Here is a 16,873-nt window from a genome sequence, read left to right on the forward strand (position 1 = left end):
TTACATGTCTCCACGATCGGTCACGGCAGCGGTGATTTCCGCTTCGGCGGCGAGCACGCCGTCAACGTAAGCCCGACCTTCCATCTTCCACAGTTTCAGCTTGTGGCGGATGAGGCGGCATTCCAGATCCAGACGGTCGCCGGGGAAGACCGGACGCCGGAAGCGGACCTTTTCGAGCCCGGAGAAGAGGAATAGCTTCCCGGCGGTCTCGCTCGGATCGAAACCATGCAGCACCAGCAGGCCGCCAGCCTGCGCCAGAGCTTCAATGATCAGCACGCCGGGCATCACCGGGACGCCGGGGAAATGCCCCTGAAAGAACGGTTCATTGAAGCTGACGCACTTATGCGCCTTGATGTATTCCCCGTCCACGATCTCGTTGACCCTGTCCACGAGCAGGAATGGATAACGGTGGGGGAGAAACTCCAGAATCTTGCGGATGTCAAACGAGGTAGGCTGGTCCATGCTGTGTATTCCTTGAGTCTGAATTGCAAAGAGCTAGGCGTCCGGCTTGCCGCCCTTGAGTTCTTCCAGTTCCTTTTCAAGCTTGGACAGGCGCTTGAAGAGTTCGGGGAAGCGGGGCATAAGGGCCAGCGTGCGCATGTAGGTACGCTGATCCACGGTGGGCGTGCCGCCCACGACGACGTCGCTGGGGATATCTTTGGCGACCCCCGACTGGGGGCCAATGGTGACGTTGTCGCCGATGTGCAGGTGCCCGGCGATACCGACCTGTCCGGCGAACGTGCAGTTGTCCCCGACCGTGGTGGAACCGGAAATGCCCACTTGTGAGACGACGAAGCCGTTACGGCCTATCTGCACATTATGCCCGATCTGAGCGAGATTGTCGATTTTTGTGCCGTCACCTATGCGGGTGGCATCGAGCACGGCCCGGTCAATGGCGGCGTTGGCCCCCACCTCGACGGCGTTGCCGATGGTGACTTTGCCGACTTGCGGGATTTTCTGGATGCCCGCAGGGGTCCGTGCGAAGCCGAAGCCGTCCGCGCCGAGCACGGAACCCGGATGCAGGATGCAGCCTTCGCCGACGTGCGTTCCGGCCATGAGCACGGCATTAGGATAGACGGTGGTGCCCTTGCCTATGCGGACGTTCTCGCCCACGTAGACGCCGGGGAAGAGCTTGACGCCGCTTCCCACCGTGGCATGGGGACCGATGTAAACGAAGGGGTAAACGGTCACCCCGTCGCCGAGTTCGGCATCGGGATGAATGAAGGCCAACGGGCTGATTCCGGAAAAGCTGCCCTGCGGTGCGGCGAACAGCTCCAGAACGCGGCCGAAGTCCTGGTAGGGATTTTCGCTGATCAGGGCGCGTCTGACATCCCCGGCGTGTTCGGGACGGACTATGACGGCGCCAGCCCGCGTTGCCGCGAGCTGGTCAGCGTATTTGGGGTTTGCCAGAAAGCTCACTTCATCGGGCCCGGCCCCCTCCAAGGTGTTGACGCCGATGACTTCGGCATCGTCGCCTTGCAGGATCAAGCCAAGCTGGGCCGCGATTTCGGAGAGTTTACGGGCAACCATTTACTTCTTACCGGTATTGGGTTCCGGGAACTTGCTGCCGCCGGCCTTCCACAAACGGTTGACTTCAGCAAGGACGGGCTTGGTGATGTCGAGGCTGGGCGTGGCATACATCACGCTGCCGGCAGCGGCGTCGAGGATAAGATCAAGCTTCTGCTGCTTGGCGATCGTGGTGGCGGCGTCGTAGATCTGCTGAGCCATGCTCTGGCGGATCTGGTTTTCGGTGTTTTCCACCTTGCGGGCAAAGTTGCGGGACTTTTCTTCAAAGGCGCGGCGCAGGCGGAGGAATTCCATCTGCTTGTCTTCACGTTCCTTGGCGGACATTTTAGCGACCTGAGCCTGAAGGGCTTCACCCTTGGACTGCAGATCCTTGGCCTGCTTTTCAAGCTGCGTCTTCTCGGCGCCGAACTGCGACTGCAGCTTCTGCTGGGCGGCCTTGGCTGCGTCGCTGTCCATAGCAACGGCCTGAGAGTTGAACACACCGATTTTCATGTCGGCGAAAGCGGAACCCGCCATCAACAAACAAGCCACAAGAGCGAGGGACAATACTCTGAACATATTCTTCTCCTTGGATGTACAGACACTAGCGGGAACCCGGCCCGCAGATCGAAATGGATAGCCTTCAACGCGTGAGTCGTCAAGACATGTTCCGTTATGGGCATGAAAGCGGATAGAGAGCCCGGATTTCTGAAAAGATTTTTATATCCAGTTATTCCGGAAGATAAAGAAAGTTAGGATCCTTCAGGGATATTCCCGGTGCGGAGAAGGCTGAGTTTTTTTCTTTCGGCGGGTTTGTTTTACCGCAAAATATACTTTGCGAGGAGAGCGCTGTGAGTAGATAACTGTCCTCTGGACAGCTCCCCTTGCAGGTTTGTTACTCAAGGAGAACGGAGCAGCGTTTTCTCTTTTCCCGAAGCGCACGTGAAAGAGGCAGAGGGGAACAGGGCTGGGAAGAAAATTGCCAGACGGGGAAGAACGCGTAGGGGAACGGGATCAGCGCTTGTTCCCGTCGAGGCTGCCCAAATGGGCAAGGATGCCGGAAGCGATCCCTTCCGCCAACGCCTGCCGATACGTGGGGATCGCAAGGTTGGCGGCTTCCTGTGCGTTTGAGCAATAACCGACTTCAACCAAGATACCCGGAATATTCGCGCCGAGCAAGACCTTGAAGGGGCCGGATTTGACCCCTCCGTCCCGGACGGTGAAGGTCTTTTCCTTCATGACGGAGAGGGTACATTTTTGGACCGTGTCGGCGAGGCGGCGGGATTCCTGACTGCGAACCGACGACGAAGCGGCAGGGGATCCCGTATCTCCCTTATGGCCTCCGTTGGCGTTTTCCAGCCCGGCAAGCTTGCCCGCATCCGCACTGCTTGAGGCTGTATCCGGGAAATACGTTTCCAGGCCGCAGGCGTTTTCATTGGGGCTGGCGTTGACGTGGATGGACAGCAGCACATCGGCGCGGGCCTGATTCGCCATATAGGAACGGGTGGACAACGAAACCCATGTATTGTCCGTTCGGGTGTAGTGCACCTGGATGCCTTTGCCCGCGAGGATGCTGCCCACACGTTTGGCGATGTCCAGCGTCACTTCACGTTCGATGACGCCGTTGTGCACGGTTCCGGGATCTTTGCCGCCGTGGCCGGGATCGATCATGATGGATCGGGTGGCGAACCGGAAAAGCGGATCGCTCGATTGCAGCCCTTGGCCGAACGAGATGCCGCGAGGCATGGCGGCGTCCGTGGCCGAGGTCGTGATGACGATACGGAACGGCGAGGATTCCGTTTTGACCATGAAGCGTTTGACCTGCCTGAAATCGAGCAAAAGCCGGGTTTTATCGGGAGCGGACAAGTCAAGGCGCATACGGCGGAGGGAACTGCCCTGCACTTTGATGCCGGGGCGGATCGTCGAAGCCGGATTGACGCCCATGAGATCCACAACCATCCTGTTGGGGATGTCGTTTTTTTTGCTGCCGCTTTGCGTGTCGATGGACCAGATGATGGGGCGATCGAACTCCAGCGTGATGACGGCCAGATTCTTCTGGTTTTCCCATTTCATGTCGGTCAGAAGCGCCGCCGTCTTTTTGCCCGGCGTGCTGCTCTTGGCCGCTTCCAGCGCCGCCTTGAGGCGCTGGGCGTAGAGCTTGGCTTCCGGTGCGACATCACCCCGGGGATATTGATTTTGGATGGTGTTGAGCGCTTCCTGAGCTCCGGAAAAATCGTTGAACCGTTCCGCCTTGATACGCGCAATGCCAAACAGCGCGTCGTCGGCCAGCACATGGCTGGCGTAGCTTTTGAGGAACACCCCATACCGATCGACAGCGGCCTGAGCGTCCTGCCGCAGCATGGAACGCTTGGCAAGCTCCTCCATCGCCAACGCCGAACGGAAGAGCGCCGCAGGGCGGTTCCGCCAGCGGGGATATTTTTCGTGGAGGTCGAAAAACGACTGGGCGAGTTTTTCCCACGGCTCACGCCAGCCGCCGCGTTTGGAGTCGCTCTTGAGGAACTCCATATCCTGCTTGGCCTTCTCGTACTGCTGTTCAAAGGAGGGAGCCGCGTGCGCGTCGGAAAACGCGGTCACGAACAGGGCGAGGGCAAAGGCGACCAAAAGGGGTCTGAACAGACGCCCGATGGCGGGGGATGATCTGTGCGGAGTCTGAGAACCGGTAAGAATCATGAAGGGGAAGCTGTCCTGATGGGCGGCCGTGCCGCGTCAAAGAAGTCCGCCCGCACAGAAGCGGGCAAAGCGGAAGGGGTGCGGGAAAGATATTCTTTCCCGCACCCTTGTTTTTTAGAAGAACTGACCCATGGAGAACTCGAACCGTCCGCCGGGGCGGTCACCCTTGACGTTCTTGTCCAGCGGGAAGCCGTAGGCGAAGCGCAGGTCGCCCATGGGCGAACGCCAGCGCAGTTCGAGGCCGACCGACTTCTTCAGGTCGCTGAAGGGATCGGAAGTCTGCCTGGAGTCGATGTTGTAGCCGATGTCGAAGAACGGCACGAGGGCGATGCCCATTTCCGGATGGAATGTCCAGATGTATTCGAAGTTCAGGAAGCCCATGCGGTCGCCGCCGATTTCGTCGTGGTACTTGGGATCGCGCGGGGCAAGGTCTTCCGAGTCATAACCACGGATGGAGTCGATGCCGCCGATGAAGAAGCGGTCGAATACGGGGACCGGCTTGTTGGAGTTTTCGAACACGCCGCCGACGCGGCCACGCCAATGGAAGATGTGGTTCGGGTTGCGAAACAGGGTGTGGAACGACTGCAATTCACCGATAGGCTTGAAGAAGTTGTCGTTACCGCCGATACCGCCGCCGCCGTATTCCATAGAGACGCGGCCCACCACACCGGACGTGGGACGTTCGCGCGAGTCGGTGGAGTCGTAGGTGATGCTGGTGCTTACGACGCTCGAGAGGTTCTTGCCCTCGTATTCCTTGTAGGCGCGGGAGGCCGTGTCGGGAATGTCGAACAGGGTGTAGCGGTCGAGACGGTAGCCAACGGACACCGAGGTGTACTCGCCAATGGGATGGAAGAGGCGGATGGTATTACCGATGGTCTTCTTCTTGAAGTCATCCCATTCTTCCCAGATGGCGTAGCTGTTGTTGCTGAAACCGAAATCGGTATCGTAGATGCGCGGGTTGACGAAAGACAGGTCCAGATACGAGGACTTGCCGGACACGAAACCCTGCAGGCCGAGCGAGTAGCCGCGGCCGAACAGGTTGCGCTCCTGGATGCTGCCGCTCACGCCGAACTGGTAGAAGGTCGAGTAGCCCACGCCGCCCATGATGGCGCCGGTGCGGTCTTCCTTCAGGTTGACGCGGAGATCGACCTCATCGTCCTTGTCCGTGGGAACGATGGTGGTGTCGGCCTGGGTAAAGTAGCGGAGGCGGTTCAGGCGCTCGTTGGAGCGGCGCAGCTTGGAGCCGTCGAACTGGTCCCCGTCGGCAAGGCGCAATTCACGGAAGATGACGTTGTCGCGGGTACGGGTGTTGCCCTGCGTGACCACGCGGCGGATATGCACCTTCTGCTTCTTGTGCGGCACATAGAAGACGTTGATGATGCCTTCCTCATCGTTCTTCGGGGTGTCCACATCGACTTCGGCAAAGGCGTAGCCGTAATTGCCGTAGAAGTCGGTGAGGGCCTTGATGTCGTCCTGCAGGACGGTGAGGGAGAAATACCCGTTGGAATCTTTGTAGTCGTCAAGCTTGATCACTTCTTTCAGGCGCTCGTCGCTGTCGATGAGATCGCCTTTGAAGCCGATTTCGCCGAGTTTGTAGCGTTTGCCTTCATTGACGGTGAACGTGACGGTGATTCCGTCTTCGGAGTAGTCCACCTGCGGCGCGGCGACCTGAATGTCCACGTAGCCGTGGTTCATGGCGTAGGCCGTGATCGCGGCGGAGTCGCGCTCAAGGTATTCTTCGCGGAGCACACCCGTTCCGGTAACCCATGACAGGATGCCGTGTTCTTGGAGCGCGAGTTCCTTCTTGAGATCGCCGGCGTCGATGCCTTGGAGCCCTTCGATCTTGATTTCCTTGATGTAGAGCTTCTTGCCTTCCTTCACGTCGAAGACCAGCACGGCGGAGGCGCTGTTGGCCTTCTGCTCGATGCGGTAGTTCACTTCGGCGAGGTAGAAGCCTTCCTTGCGGTACAGCTCGGTGACCTTCTGGATGTCTTCGGCAAGCAGGCGGTCGTTGAGGACGGAGCCCGTCTTGGAGCTCATGGCCGCCAGAATGTCTTCTTTTTTGACTTCGTCGGAACCGTTGACGATCACGTCGTCGATGCGGGGCTTTTCCTTGACCGTGAACACGAGCACGCGGCCCTGTCCGCCCTGTTCGATGTCGGCGTTCACGTCGCTGAAGTAGCCGAGATCCCAGATTCGCTTGATTTCTTCATTGAGCGTGGAGGGATCAACCACATCACCCTTGCGGGTGGACAGGCGCATCAGCACCACGTCGGGGTCGAGCACCTTGACGCCGCGGATCTGGATGTCCGTGATGGCGTCGCCCTTGACCGCGCCGCCGCCCATCTTGTCGACAAGTTCGTCGACGGCGGGAAGCAGTTCGATCATGTTTTGCTTCTGGGCAAAATAGGGCTGCGCCCCCTGCTGCCCAGCGGCATCCACCATGCGGGCGTCGATGCTGAACGCGTCGCCGGTCTTGCTGAAGCTGCCGTACACGGCGTAGTTCGCCCCGGTCTGCCTGGCGATGGAGCGCGCGGTCGCCAGATTGAGCTGGCTGATCTGCTGGTTCTTGAGCAGGCGCAACGTATCCTTTGCCGGAATGACCTTGAATCCCTTTTGGGCCAGCCGCTGCTCAAACAGCTTGGGCAGCTCGTCGTTCAGGTAGTTGAGATCCGCCCCTCCATTGATCTGGAAGGGGAGCACAGCCACACGGACAGCATCCGAGGCCGCCTGTTTGGGCGCCGCCTGAGCCGTACCGTGGAACAACAGGTTACACAGCGCCAGCGCCAGCAGCGCGAGTACGCATCTCTTCATACAGTTCTCCAGATCGTAATTCGAGGCAGCGCCCGAGGGTTCCCGCCATTTCACGGTTATGGGTGACAATGACGAGGGTCATGCCGAGTGTGCGGTTCAGTTCCAGAAGCAATTCGGCGACGGAATCGCCGGTCCGCTGGTCCAAGTTGCCGGTCGGCTCGTCGGCCAGCAGCACGCGTGGCTCCAGCAGGATGGCCCGCGCAATGGCGGCGCGCTGACGCTCGCCGCCGGAAAGGGTGGTTACCCTGTGATCCTTCCTGTCGGAAAGCCCGACGCGTTCGAGGGCCTGCCGCGCCAGCCCCAGCGCCTTCGACCGGTTCATCCCGGCGATGAGCGCCTGCATGGCCACATTTTCCTCGGTGGAAAACTCGGGCAGCAGGTGGTGGAACTGGAAGACGAACCCAAGCTTTTTGTTGCGGAAATGGGCTTTTTCCACGGGCGTCATGTCCGGCAGGCTTTTGCCCTCGAACAATACCTTGCCCGCGGTCGGCGTGTCCAGCGCGCCGAGCAGGTGGAGGAGGGTGGATTTGCCCGATCCCGACGCTCCGACGATGGCGAGGGATTCGCCAGCGCGGACGGTCAGGTCCATATTTTTCAGAATGGTGATGCGCTCCGCAGGTCCCTCGCAGGACTTCTCGACGCCGGAAAGCTCGTAGAGCACCGGGGGCGCGGTCGCGTACGCTGTCTGTTCCATCATTCGAACCGCAGGGCTTCGGCGGGTTCAAGGCTCGAAGCCTGCCGCGCCGGGTAGATCGTGGCAAGGAAACACAAGGTCATGGCGGACACGCCGACCACGACGATATCAACCCAATTGAGCAGGATGGGCAGGTGATCCAGCGTATAAACCCCCGGTGGAAGTTTGATGAATTGGTATCGTTGGAGGAGGAGCGCCAGCCCTATGCCGAGCACATAACCGAGCAAGGTGCCCACCACGCCGATGATCGTGCCCTGAAGCATGAAGATCCGGCGGATCATCCCCTTGGTCGCGCCCATGGACATCAGGATGGCGATGTCGTGCGTCTTTTCCATGACCAGCATGACCAGCGTGGTGACGATGGAGAAGGAGCCGATGAGGACGACCATCGCCAGCAGGATGAACATGCCGATTTTTTCAAGCTTCAACGCAGCGAAGAGATTCGCGTTCATGTCCATCCATGTCCGGACGGAAGCCAGCGGGCCGAGCTCCTTTTGGAGGGCGGCGGCCACGGTATCGGCCTTGTATACGTCCTTGACGGTGACCTCGATGCCGGAAATCTGATCGGAAGGCAGGCCCAGCAGATCGCGCGCAGCCGCAAGGGAGATGAACCCGAGCGACGAATCGTATTCGAACATGCCGGTCTGGAAAATGCCCGCAACCTTGTAGGGACGGATGCGGGGCTGGAAACCGGCGGTGGTCTTTTGTCCGGAAGGCGAAAGGAGGTTGACGCGGCTGCCCACGACCAGGCCGAGGCGCTGTGCCAGTTCCTTGCCGATGAGCACGCCGGGCGGCGCGCCCTCCACGGAAGCGTTCAGGTCCGCGACGCTGCCGCTGCTCAGGTTGTCCAGCATGGTCAGGACGTCCGGCGCGGTCTTGGGGTCGATACCCCGCAGGACGACGCCTTTGACGCCTCTCGGGGAGGACAACATGCCTTCCGCGTAGAGGAAGGGGGTGGAGCCGACGACGCCGGGAGTGGCGTTGATGCGCCGGAGCACAGCCGCCATGCCGGAGAGTTCGGGGGCTTCGCCGCCGCGCATTTTTTCGAAGTCCGCATCCGAAGGCGGCGCGGTGAGCGCCGCCAGCGGACCGGAAACGATGATGTGCGCGTTCGCGCCGAGGATTTTATCCCGGATGTCCGTCGTGAACCCGTTGTAGACGCCGAGAACCACGACCAGCGCGGCGACGCCTATGGCCACGCCAAGCACGGACATGGCTGAAATGATATAAATAAAGGCCTGCTTGCGCCGAGCAAAGAGGTAGCGCAAAGCTACGAAGAGTTCAAAACGCATAGAGTTTAGGATTCCTGCTTCAACAGCGGGAAGAAGATCACTTCACGAATGGACGGGGAGTCGGTCAGGAGCATGACCAGCCGGTCGATGCCGATGCCTTCGCCCGCGGCCGGGGGCATACCGTATTCCAGCGCGCGCAGGTAATCTTCGTCCATCGCGCAGGCTTCGTCGTCGCCGGCCGCCTTCTCGCGGACCTGCTGTTCAAAACGCATACGCTGGTCGATGGGATCGTTGAGTTCCGAGAACGCGTTGCCGTATTCGCGGCCCATGATGAAGAGCTCGAAACGGTCCGTAATGTCCGGGTTATCCTTGTTGCGGCGCGCCAGCGGAGAGATCTCCGTGGGGTAGTGGTAGATGAACGTGGGGGCGACGAGCTTGGGCTCGACGTCGAGGTCAAAGAGCTTGGCCTGCAGCTTGCCGAGCTTGTCCGTCTTGAGGATCTTTTCCCCGCGTTCGCGGACGTAGGCGAGTACCTTGTCGAAGTCGTTGTAGAATTCGGGGGAGTGACCGCCGATCTTTTCCAGCGATTCGTGGAAGGTGAGGCGCTGCCACTTGCCGGGGGTCAGGTCGAGTTCCGTCCCCTGATAGGTGATGATCGGGCTGCCGCAGACTTCCGTGGCGATGGTGGAGAACAGTTCCTCGGTCAGGTCCATCAGATCATAAAACGTCGCATAGGCCCAGTAGAATTCGCACATGGTGAATTCGGGGTTGTGACGGATGGAGATGCCTTCATTGCGGAAGTTGCGGTTCAGCTCGAAAACTTTTTCAAAGCCGCCCACGAGGAGGCGCTTGAGGTACAGTTCGGGCGCGATGCGCATGTACAGTTCCATGTCCAGCGCATTATGGTGGGTGATGAACGGACGCGCCGCCGCGCCGCCCGCCACGGGGTGGAGCATGGGGGTTTCCACTTCCACAAAGCCGCGTTCCTCAAGGAAGGCGCGGAAGGTACGGATGATTTTGCTGCGCTTGCGGAAAATGTCGCGGACCTTCGGATTGGTGATGAGGTCCACATACCGCTGGCGGTAACGGATTTCGACGTTGGTGAGGCCCTTGTGCTTTTCAGGCAGGGACCGGAACGACTTGGTGAGCAGGGTGACCTGATCACAGGCGAGGGTCAGCTCGTCGGTCTTGGTGCGGAAAAGCTTCCCGTGCACGCCCACGATGTCGCCGATGTCGAACTTTTTGAAATGTTTGTAGGCTTCCTCACCCATGAGGTCTTTGGACGCATAGCACTGGATACGGCCGCTGCGATCCATAAGATGGAAAAACGCGACCTTGCCGAAGGAGCGGTGGGAGATGATGCGTCCGGCACAGGTGAACGACTCGTTCAGTTCTTCGAGTTCGGTGGCGGAACAGGCTTCGTATTCGGCCCGGATGGCTCCGGCGTCATGCGTCTTCACGAATCCATTGAGATGAAGAGGGACCCCGGCATCCATGAGTTCGCAGGATTTGACCACGCAGTTTTTGACGACTTCGTTGAGCTCGTCTTTATCGGCGAGGCTTTGAAGCATGGGCATGAAATAGGATGCGTGGGCTGATTTGGTAGCAAGCTTGACGGGCTTGTGGTGCGTAGTTTCCGGGCTGCTCAAGGGAATCTCTCCATCAATTAAAATAGCGATTGGCGACCGGTGACAATTTTCCGCGTTTCCGGACGGCAAGAAACGCGGTCGTATCCGGCGGCGAGAACGGGGCTTTGGCGGACAGGCTTCCTGTTGCGGCGCGTGACCGATGCTACAAGAAAGCCGTGCAATGTTCCAACGGGTTAGAGACAGCGGGACCGTTTCTCCGTTCTCGCGTTGCCCTCCCGCCCGCGGCGGCGGGACCCCCCCTCCGGCCGTGGCGCCCTGTGGACCTGATCGCACAGTTTGTATCCGCAAAGCCGTAGTCCAATTGTGCTGTACAGTCAAGGACGTGCCGTGGGTCAAAAAGTTTTTTCAGAAAAAACGGAGAAAACGCTTGACGGAAGGAGGGCATTTCGATAGACCTCTTTTCGCACCAACGAGTGCCTCATTCCCCGGTGGCTCAATCGGCAGAGCGGGTGACTGTTAATCACTAGGTTGGCGGTTCAAGTCCGTCCCGGGGAGCCAGAAAGTACAAGGCCTTACAGCGAAAGCTGTAGGGCCCTTTCTGTTTTCTGGGGCGATGCCGCCCTCCGTTCTCTCCGCTTTATGCGATGATGAAGCTCCCGATGCGGGGATAGGTAGCATCCTCTTCTTCTTGAGAAAATGGAGCCATAAATTCCCTCCTCCCCACAACTCTTTGCCCCATGTCCTTTGAAAGGGCTCGCAGCCCGTCGCGGTTTTTCCGGTCTCGTACGGGAAACGTTCTCAAGTGCGGCAGGGGAGAGGGATACAGGGGCGTGCCTTCTGGAAGGCTCTTTGGGGAGCGCTCTTTCTAGAGCAGCGGAAAGCGTTTGGGAGGAGCATATTTCCCAGAGCAGCCGCCTGCGGTATTGCGGGCGGCTGCTCTGCAAGAATCTATTGCGTCTGATCAGCGATTGGGCGGAGTACTGGTCTTGCCGGGCCAGAGGATTTTGTCCTCTTCGATGGTGAGCTTGCCGGTAACGGAATCAACGAATCCCACGGGAACGAAGCGGACTGTTTTGCCGTCTTCCTTGTAGCCTTGGCAATTCATGATTTCCACGGCCATGATCTCGCGGTCGTTTGTACCCGGGGCCAGATTCTGGCGTCCGGAAAGGCCATCGAATGACAAGGCGCGCAGGCTTGCCATAAGGGTGTCGCCATTCATTTCCAGCTTTTGATCTTGGACGTTTTTCATGGCGAGGCCCAGGGCCATCATGTGATCATAGGAAAGCACGCCGTAGAAGAACGCCTTGGAATTCATGTCCACCTTCTTGCCGATTTTTTTTGAAAACCGGGCGGCGAATTCGTCGAGCGCCTTGCTGGGCACGAGCTTGGTCATGGGCGCAAGATAGCCGAAGGCACCGTTGATGGCATCGGGCCTTTCATCGGCTGAGGTCATCTCGGCGGCGAAGAGGCTGTAGCCGGGCTGGTTCATGCCGAGGTTGGTCAGCGTGCGGAAGGCAATGACCGTATCAGGCGTGGGCATGGTGATAAAAATACTTTTGATCCCCAACTCCTTGACCGCAGCCATCCTCTTTTGGACTTCCTCGACAGGCGTATTCCGCGAATAGCCGTAGGAGGCCTTCACCTCAATGCCGAGCTTGGCGGCTTCGTTCAAGATAACCGCCGCAGCGCCGGAACCCCATGCGTCAGTGGTGTGGAACAGGGCGATTTCCTTGATGTCATAATGCTTGGCCACTTCAAGGAGGTAGCCTTCATATTTGGTGCTCGGAGTCACGTTGCGGTAGTAGTAGGGGAATTCGGTGGGGGAGCTCAGGCTTGCGGCGTTGGCGCCGACGGACACCACAGGAGTCTTGAATTTTTCGGCCTCCTTGGCGATGAGGACGGCGGGGCCGCTACAATCCACGCCGGTAAGGGCGATGATATTTTGCTTCAGGAGTGACCGGGCTTTTTCGGCTGCGCCTTCCGGCCAGCAATGGTAATCGATGACAAGTTCGGGCGGCATGTCGAGTGTGTTTCCGCCGAGCATACCGGAGGCGTTGATGTCCTCGATCGCCATCTTGGCGGCGTGGAGCTCGTACTCCCCCCAGTCCGCATGGCGCCCGTCGTGATAGTCGTAAGTGTACATCCCTCCGATTTTGTACTCCTTGGCCTCGCTTTGCATGGGGGTGAAACCGCAAAGCAGCGAGGCCATCAGCGTGATACCGAGAAACTTTTGGGATCTGTTCATCATTTCCTCCTTGCCGGGGTATGGCGCCCGGTTTTTGTCTTGCGCAAAGCAAGAAGGATTCCAAAGATCCCCTTTATGATGGCAGTATGTTACCGGCTCTTCTTGACCGGAGCGAATGCGGAAATCCTGGATAAGAAGACGGCGGAACCGCCGAAATCCTGTTTTTCAGGACATCAGCGCGTGAGGCCGTGGCGTTTGAGCAAGGCGTAGAGCCGTGAGCGTGAAAGCCCGGTCACCTCGCACGCCTCCGAAATGTTTCCCCCTGTCTGATCGAGTATCCGGGCCAGATAACGGCCTTCTTCCTTTTGCCATACCTGTTCGCGGAACTCGGCATAGGAGGGGAGGCCGCTTTCGGAAACGGAGGAGCCCTTTTCTTCCTTTGGAACGGAAAGCGCGGCTAAGCGCTGCGTTGCGGCATGGATGCGGATGCCTGTGGGCAGGTGTTGGGGAAAAATGACGGAAGCCCGCCCCGCGGTGAGGACCGAACGCTCCATGGCTCCGCACAGTTCCCGCACGTTGCCCGGCCAGCCGTACAACTGCAACGCCGTAGCCGTCCCCGTGGCAAGCTGCTTTGCGGGGAGGGCGTAGAGTTCGGAGAAGTGGGCGCAAAAATGGTGCGCCAGAGGCAGGATGTCCTCTTGGCGTTCACGCAGGGGCGGCAACGGAATGTGAACGGTCTGAAGACGGTAGAAAAGGTCCCGCCTGAAGGATTCTTCCTCCACCATGTGTTCGAGATTTCTGTTGGTCGCTGCGATCAGGCGGAAATCGCAGGGGGTTTCCTGTGTGGAGCCCACGGGGCGGACGCGCTTTTCCTGAAGTACGCGCAGAAAGACCTTTTGCAGCGAAAGGGGAAGTTCCCCCACTTCATCAAGGAACAGCGTCCCGCCGTCTGCTTCGGGGATCAGGCCGTTTTCACGTGTAATCGCACCGGTGAAGGCGCCGCGTACATGCCCGAACAACAGGCTTTCGGCAAGGTTCTCGGGAAGGGCCGCACAGTCCACGACGATGAAGGGACCGTTTTGGCGGCCGCTGTTTTCGTGGATGGTTCGCGCGAAAACCTCCTTGCCTGTCCCGGTTTCCCCGCTGAGCAAAACGCAGACATCGCTGTCGGCACACTGGATCACGGATTCCAGGCAACGGCCGATGGCCGCGCCCGATCCGACAAGCCTGTTTCGCTTCAAAGGCGTTGTCCGCTGGCCGGAAGAGGAGAGCTGGGGACCACAGCGGTTCTGATGATAAAGGAGCGCCTGCTCCAGAGCCGCGAAAACGGTGTCGAGCGAGTCGTCCTTGCGGATGAAGTCCCATGCCCCTGCCATAAGTGCCTGTTCCAGCCAGTCACGGTTGTCGTGTCCCGTGATCACGATGACTTCAGGGTGCCCTTCGTTGCCTAGGAGCAGGGGAAGGAGGGACAAGCCGTTGCCGTCCGGCAGGCTGATGTCCAAAAAAACAATGTCGAACATGCCGGCACTGGCTTCTTTCGCTTCGCACGCCGAGGCGGAGAGCATCACCTCATGGCCTTGGCGGCTACAGGCACGCTTGAGCACGTAGGAGAACGTTTCATCATCGTCTATGACTAAAATGCGCGCCATATCCATCTTCCTGTCTTGGGTTGCAGAGCGCGGTCCACGGCCTCTTTCAGCCGTTGCGGATCAAATGGCTTCACGAACCGCTGTATGTCCTCGTCAGCTCCCATATGGCATGATTGCGCGTCATGCATGGCCGAACAGCTGCTGCAAAGAATGATCGGCATCCGGGGAAAACGTTTCCGCACAAGGCGGGCAAAGGCGATGCCCTGTATACCCGGCAGTTTTTGATCCGTAATGACGAGAGCCGGATGCATCCCCTTCTCGAACAGGGACAGCGCCGTTTCCGCATCAGCGGCGGTGACGACGGAAAGCCGCATTTGGTTCAGCAGCTTTTCAAGAAGATAGAGTATGCCCGGATCATCGTCCACAACGAGGATTTCCCCGGCTGTGCCGCCGGGCGGCGCGGTGCGGGGTTGGCCCGTGGGGAAACCGTTTTCAACCGGCTGCGGGATGGAATCGACGGGCGATACCGTTTCGGAGAGGGGGGTGCCGGTTGCTTTGCCAGCATCATCCCGTTCGGGAGAGGGAAAATCATGCGGCAAGAATACGGAAAAGAGGGCCCCGCCGCAGGGACGGTTGGCCACGCGCACCGCTCCCCGGTTACGCTGGACGAGGCTGTGGACTTGCGCGAGCCCAAGGCCGCTGCCCCCGTTTTCCTGTTTTGTAGTAAAGAAGGGATCAAAAATGAATTCCATGAGCCCCGACGGGATGCCTTTCCCGGTATCGGAAATGTCTATGCGGACATAGCTGCCCTCGGCAAGCTCGTCTCCGGAACGGTGCCGCTCCACGGCGTAGAGCCCGGCGGAAACGGTGAGCTCGCCTCCATCCGGCATTGCCTGGATGGCGTTGAGGCACAGGTTGAGGAGGACTTGGTGCACCTCAACGGATACGGCCCGGATACGCGCTTCGGGACAGGCGTTGCGCACGTTGAGGGAAATGTGGGGAGGGAGTTGCGGCTGAAGCGTTTCCGCGCATTCCCGTATCAATTTCGACACAAGCGGCGTTTCGGAACGGGCATCCAGCGTTTTGGTGCTGTCGGTCATGCGGATCTGCTTCATGAGATCTTTGCCGCGGACAGTGGCATCAAGGATATGCAAAACGTCCTCGTAGGCCGGGTTTTCCCGTGGAATTTCAGGCAGGGCAAGCTGGGCGCAAGCGGCGATTCCTCCGAGGATATTGTTCACGTCATGGGTGATCCCTCCCGCCATGCGGCCGATGGCCTCCATACGCCGCTCGAGCTGGCTGCGGCGTTCAAGGGCGTTCGCTTGGGCCAGCACAGCTTTTTCCTGTCTGAGCAGGGATTCCGAACGCTGTTTCACGCGGAGCAGATACATGAGCAACAGGATGATGCCGAAAAGGACCAGCATGACGGTCATCGCAGGCAGCAAAGCGGCCCGGTGCTGCTCATAAAACGAAAGGGGGCGGTTGATGATGACCGAATCCGGCGGAAGGTCGCTTTCGCTGATGCCGTACAGTGTCAGCACGGCATGATCATAAATGAGATACGGGGACGGTTCATGCAGCAGCGGGATGGCATCCGGTGGCGTGCCGCCGAGAACGGACAGGACCATGTGCGCGGCATGTACGGCGTGGAATTCGTTGAATTCGCATTGGCCTGCCAGCACCCCTTTGCCGAGCTGGCCACTCCACGGGGAATACATGGGCAGGTCGGTCCAGCTGCGGAGCTGTTGCAGGCTTTCCTTCATGGAATAGCTTTGGCCGTCGGCTGTGCGGTAGTAGCCGAAGTTCAGGAGCACCGTATCCCGGGGCAGTTCTTCAAGAGCTTTTTGCATGGCCTGTGCGGGCAGTGCCGCAAGAGTCCGGACGGCAATGCCCGGCTTCATTGCCGCCAGTTCCGGGGCCGCTTGGCGCAATGCCGTACGGGCGGACGTCGTGTCGCCGCAAATGATGGCCAGATGGCGGGCTTCCGGGTGGACGAGGGGGATGGATTCAAGGATGCGGTGGATGGAGAAATTTTCCAGAATGCCGGTATAGTGCGCCCGGCGTTCGGCAAGCTCTGCGGGAGGATCCGCGATGCCGCAAAAGACGACGGGGACGCCAGGGAAAAGGCGGTTCCCGTGGGCGAGCATGAAGTCCAGCGCGTCGTTATCCGTTACAATGATGGCTTTGAGGGATACCCCGGCGTATTTTCGGGCAAACAGGCTTACGAGTTCGTTATCCAGACTTCCGGGAGGATGGCGTTCATAGTCGAGATATTCGCAATGCAGGCGTATACGGAAGCCCGTTTCCGTATTTTCAAGCTCTTCAGAGATCCGCTTTATGATGTTGTATTCCCAGAAGTGGCCGGAATGAAAAGAATTGATGATCAAAACTTCGGCGGGGGGCAAAGGTGCCGTCCGCTCCGCCACATCAGCAAAGGCCATCGCCTGTGCCGCGAAAATGGCGCAGAACAGGCAGATACCTTTGGCGAGGGCGGCAAGCGGCTTCACGGTGAATCTCCAAAGAAGAGCGTATGTCCTATGATTCTAAGGGAGTCCGCTCTGTAACTCAAGGGA

At 59.2% G+C, this 16,873-nt stretch carries 11 protein-coding genes and 1 tRNA gene; 1 reads left to right on the forward strand and 11 read right to left on the reverse strand.

Annotation, left to right across the window (positions count from 1 at the left end; genetic code table 11):
* The 8 genes from fabZ to lysS all read right to left on the reverse strand — a co-directional run bounded on the left by fabZ (position 1) and on the right by lysS (position 10,508).
* Positions 1–462: a 3-hydroxyacyl-ACP dehydratase FabZ gene (gene fabZ, locus T370_RS0102135; RefSeq protein ID WP_009379767.1), complete on the reverse strand. Its 462-nt coding sequence runs from the start codon at positions 460–462 to the stop codon at positions 1–3.
* Positions 463–495: 33 nt separating this feature from the next.
* Complete coding sequence (gene lpxD, locus T370_RS0102140) at positions 496–1,530, reverse strand: UDP-3-O-(3-hydroxymyristoyl)glucosamine N-acyltransferase (RefSeq protein ID WP_005028875.1); 1,035 nt, start codon at positions 1,528–1,530, stop codon at positions 496–498.
* Positions 1,531–2,085 (reverse strand): OmpH/Skp family outer membrane protein, encoded by a 555-nt coding sequence (locus tag T370_RS0102145; protein ID WP_029434577.1) that lies wholly within the window; start codon positions 2,083–2,085, stop codon positions 1,531–1,533. It abuts the gene before it with no gap.
* A gap of 435 nt (positions 2,086–2,520) precedes the next feature.
* Entirely contained in the window at positions 2,521–4,197 is a 1,677-nt protein-coding gene (locus T370_RS0102150; protein ID WP_005028877.1) for an N-acetylmuramoyl-L-alanine amidase, read from the reverse strand.
* Positions 4,198–4,311: 114 nt separating this feature from the next.
* A complete protein-coding gene (bamA, locus tag T370_RS0102155; RefSeq protein ID WP_029434578.1) occupies positions 4,312–7,011 on the reverse strand; it encodes an outer membrane protein assembly factor BamA in 2,700 nt (899 codons plus the stop codon).
* On the reverse strand, positions 6,968–7,708 hold the full coding sequence (locus tag T370_RS0102160) for an ABC transporter ATP-binding protein (RefSeq protein ID WP_005028879.1): 741 nt from the start codon (positions 7,706–7,708) through the stop codon (positions 6,968–6,970). Before T370_RS0102160 ends, bamA begins: the two co-directional genes overlap by 44 nt.
* On the reverse strand, positions 7,705–8,997 hold the full coding sequence (locus T370_RS0102165; protein WP_005028880.1) for a lipoprotein-releasing ABC transporter permease subunit: 1,293 nt from the start codon (positions 8,995–8,997) through the stop codon (positions 7,705–7,707). Before T370_RS0102165 ends, T370_RS0102160 begins: the two co-directional genes overlap by 4 nt.
* 5 nt (positions 8,998–9,002) lie before the next feature.
* Complete coding sequence (gene lysS, locus T370_RS0102170; protein WP_227328635.1) at positions 9,003–10,508, reverse strand: lysine--tRNA ligase; 1,506 nt, start codon at positions 10,506–10,508, stop codon at positions 9,003–9,005.
* Positions 10,509–11,008: 500 nt separating this feature from the next.
* Between lysS and T370_RS0102175 the strand changes: the two genes are divergently transcribed.
* Positions 11,009–11,084, forward strand: a tRNA-Asn gene (locus tag T370_RS0102175).
* 403 nt (positions 11,085–11,487) lie between these two features.
* On the opposite strand, the gene T370_RS0102180 is transcribed toward T370_RS0102175, so the two are convergent.
* The 3 genes from T370_RS0102180 to T370_RS0102190 form a co-directional block, all read right to left on the reverse strand.
* A complete protein-coding gene (locus T370_RS0102180; protein ID WP_029434579.1) occupies positions 11,488–12,771 on the reverse strand; it encodes an ABC transporter substrate-binding protein in 1,284 nt (427 codons plus the stop codon).
* A 173-nt stretch (positions 12,772–12,944) separates the two neighbouring features.
* Entirely contained in the window at positions 12,945–14,360 is a 1,416-nt protein-coding gene (locus T370_RS0102185) for a sigma-54-dependent transcriptional regulator (RefSeq protein ID WP_029434580.1), read from the reverse strand.
* Positions 14,345–16,807, reverse strand: coding sequence for an ATP-binding protein (locus tag T370_RS0102190; RefSeq protein ID WP_029434581.1), 2,463 nt, complete (start codon positions 16,805–16,807; stop codon positions 14,345–14,347). Before T370_RS0102190 ends, T370_RS0102185 begins: the two co-directional genes overlap by 16 nt.
* Between the last annotated feature and the right edge of the window lie 66 nt (positions 16,808–16,873).

This window comes from Bilophila wadsworthia ATCC 49260 (assembly GCF_000701705.1).
Lineage (GTDB): Bacteria > Desulfobacterota > Desulfovibrionia > Desulfovibrionales > Desulfovibrionaceae > Bilophila > Bilophila wadsworthia.

Excerpts from the sequence above, each read along its gene's own strand:
- lpxD (WP_005028875.1), bottom strand. The coding sequence starts at position 1,530 with ATGGTTGCCCGTAAACTCTCCGAAATCGCGGCCCAGCTTGGCTTGATC.
- T370_RS0102145 (WP_029434577.1), bottom strand. The coding sequence starts at position 2,085 with ATGTTCAGAGTATTGTCCCTCGCTCTTGTGGCTTGTTTGTTGATGGCG.
- bamA (WP_029434578.1), bottom strand. The coding sequence starts at position 7,011 with ATGAAGAGATGCGTACTCGCGCTGCTGGCGCTGGCGCTGTGTAACCTG.
- T370_RS0102160 (WP_005028879.1), bottom strand. The coding sequence starts at position 7,708 with ATGATGGAACAGACAGCGTACGCGACCGCGCCCCCGGTGCTCTACGAG.
- lysS (WP_227328635.1), bottom strand. The coding sequence starts at position 10,508 with ATGCTTCAAAGCCTCGCCGATAAAGACGAGCTCAACGAAGTCGTCAAA.
- T370_RS0102180 (WP_029434579.1), bottom strand. The coding sequence starts at position 12,771 with ATGAACAGATCCCAAAAGTTTCTCGGTATCACGCTGATGGCCTCGCTG.
- T370_RS0102150 (WP_005028877.1), bottom strand. The coding sequence starts at position 4,197 with ATGATTCTTACCGGTTCTCAGACTCCGCACAGATCATCCCCCGCCATC.
- fabZ (WP_009379767.1), bottom strand. The coding sequence starts at position 462 with ATGGACCAGCCTACCTCGTTTGACATCCGCAAGATTCTGGAGTTTCTC.
- T370_RS0102185 (WP_029434580.1), bottom strand. The coding sequence starts at position 14,360 with ATGGCGCGCATTTTAGTCATAGACGATGATGAAACGTTCTCCTACGTG.
- T370_RS0102165 (WP_005028880.1), bottom strand. The coding sequence starts at position 8,997 with ATGCGTTTTGAACTCTTCGTAGCTTTGCGCTACCTCTTTGCTCGGCGC.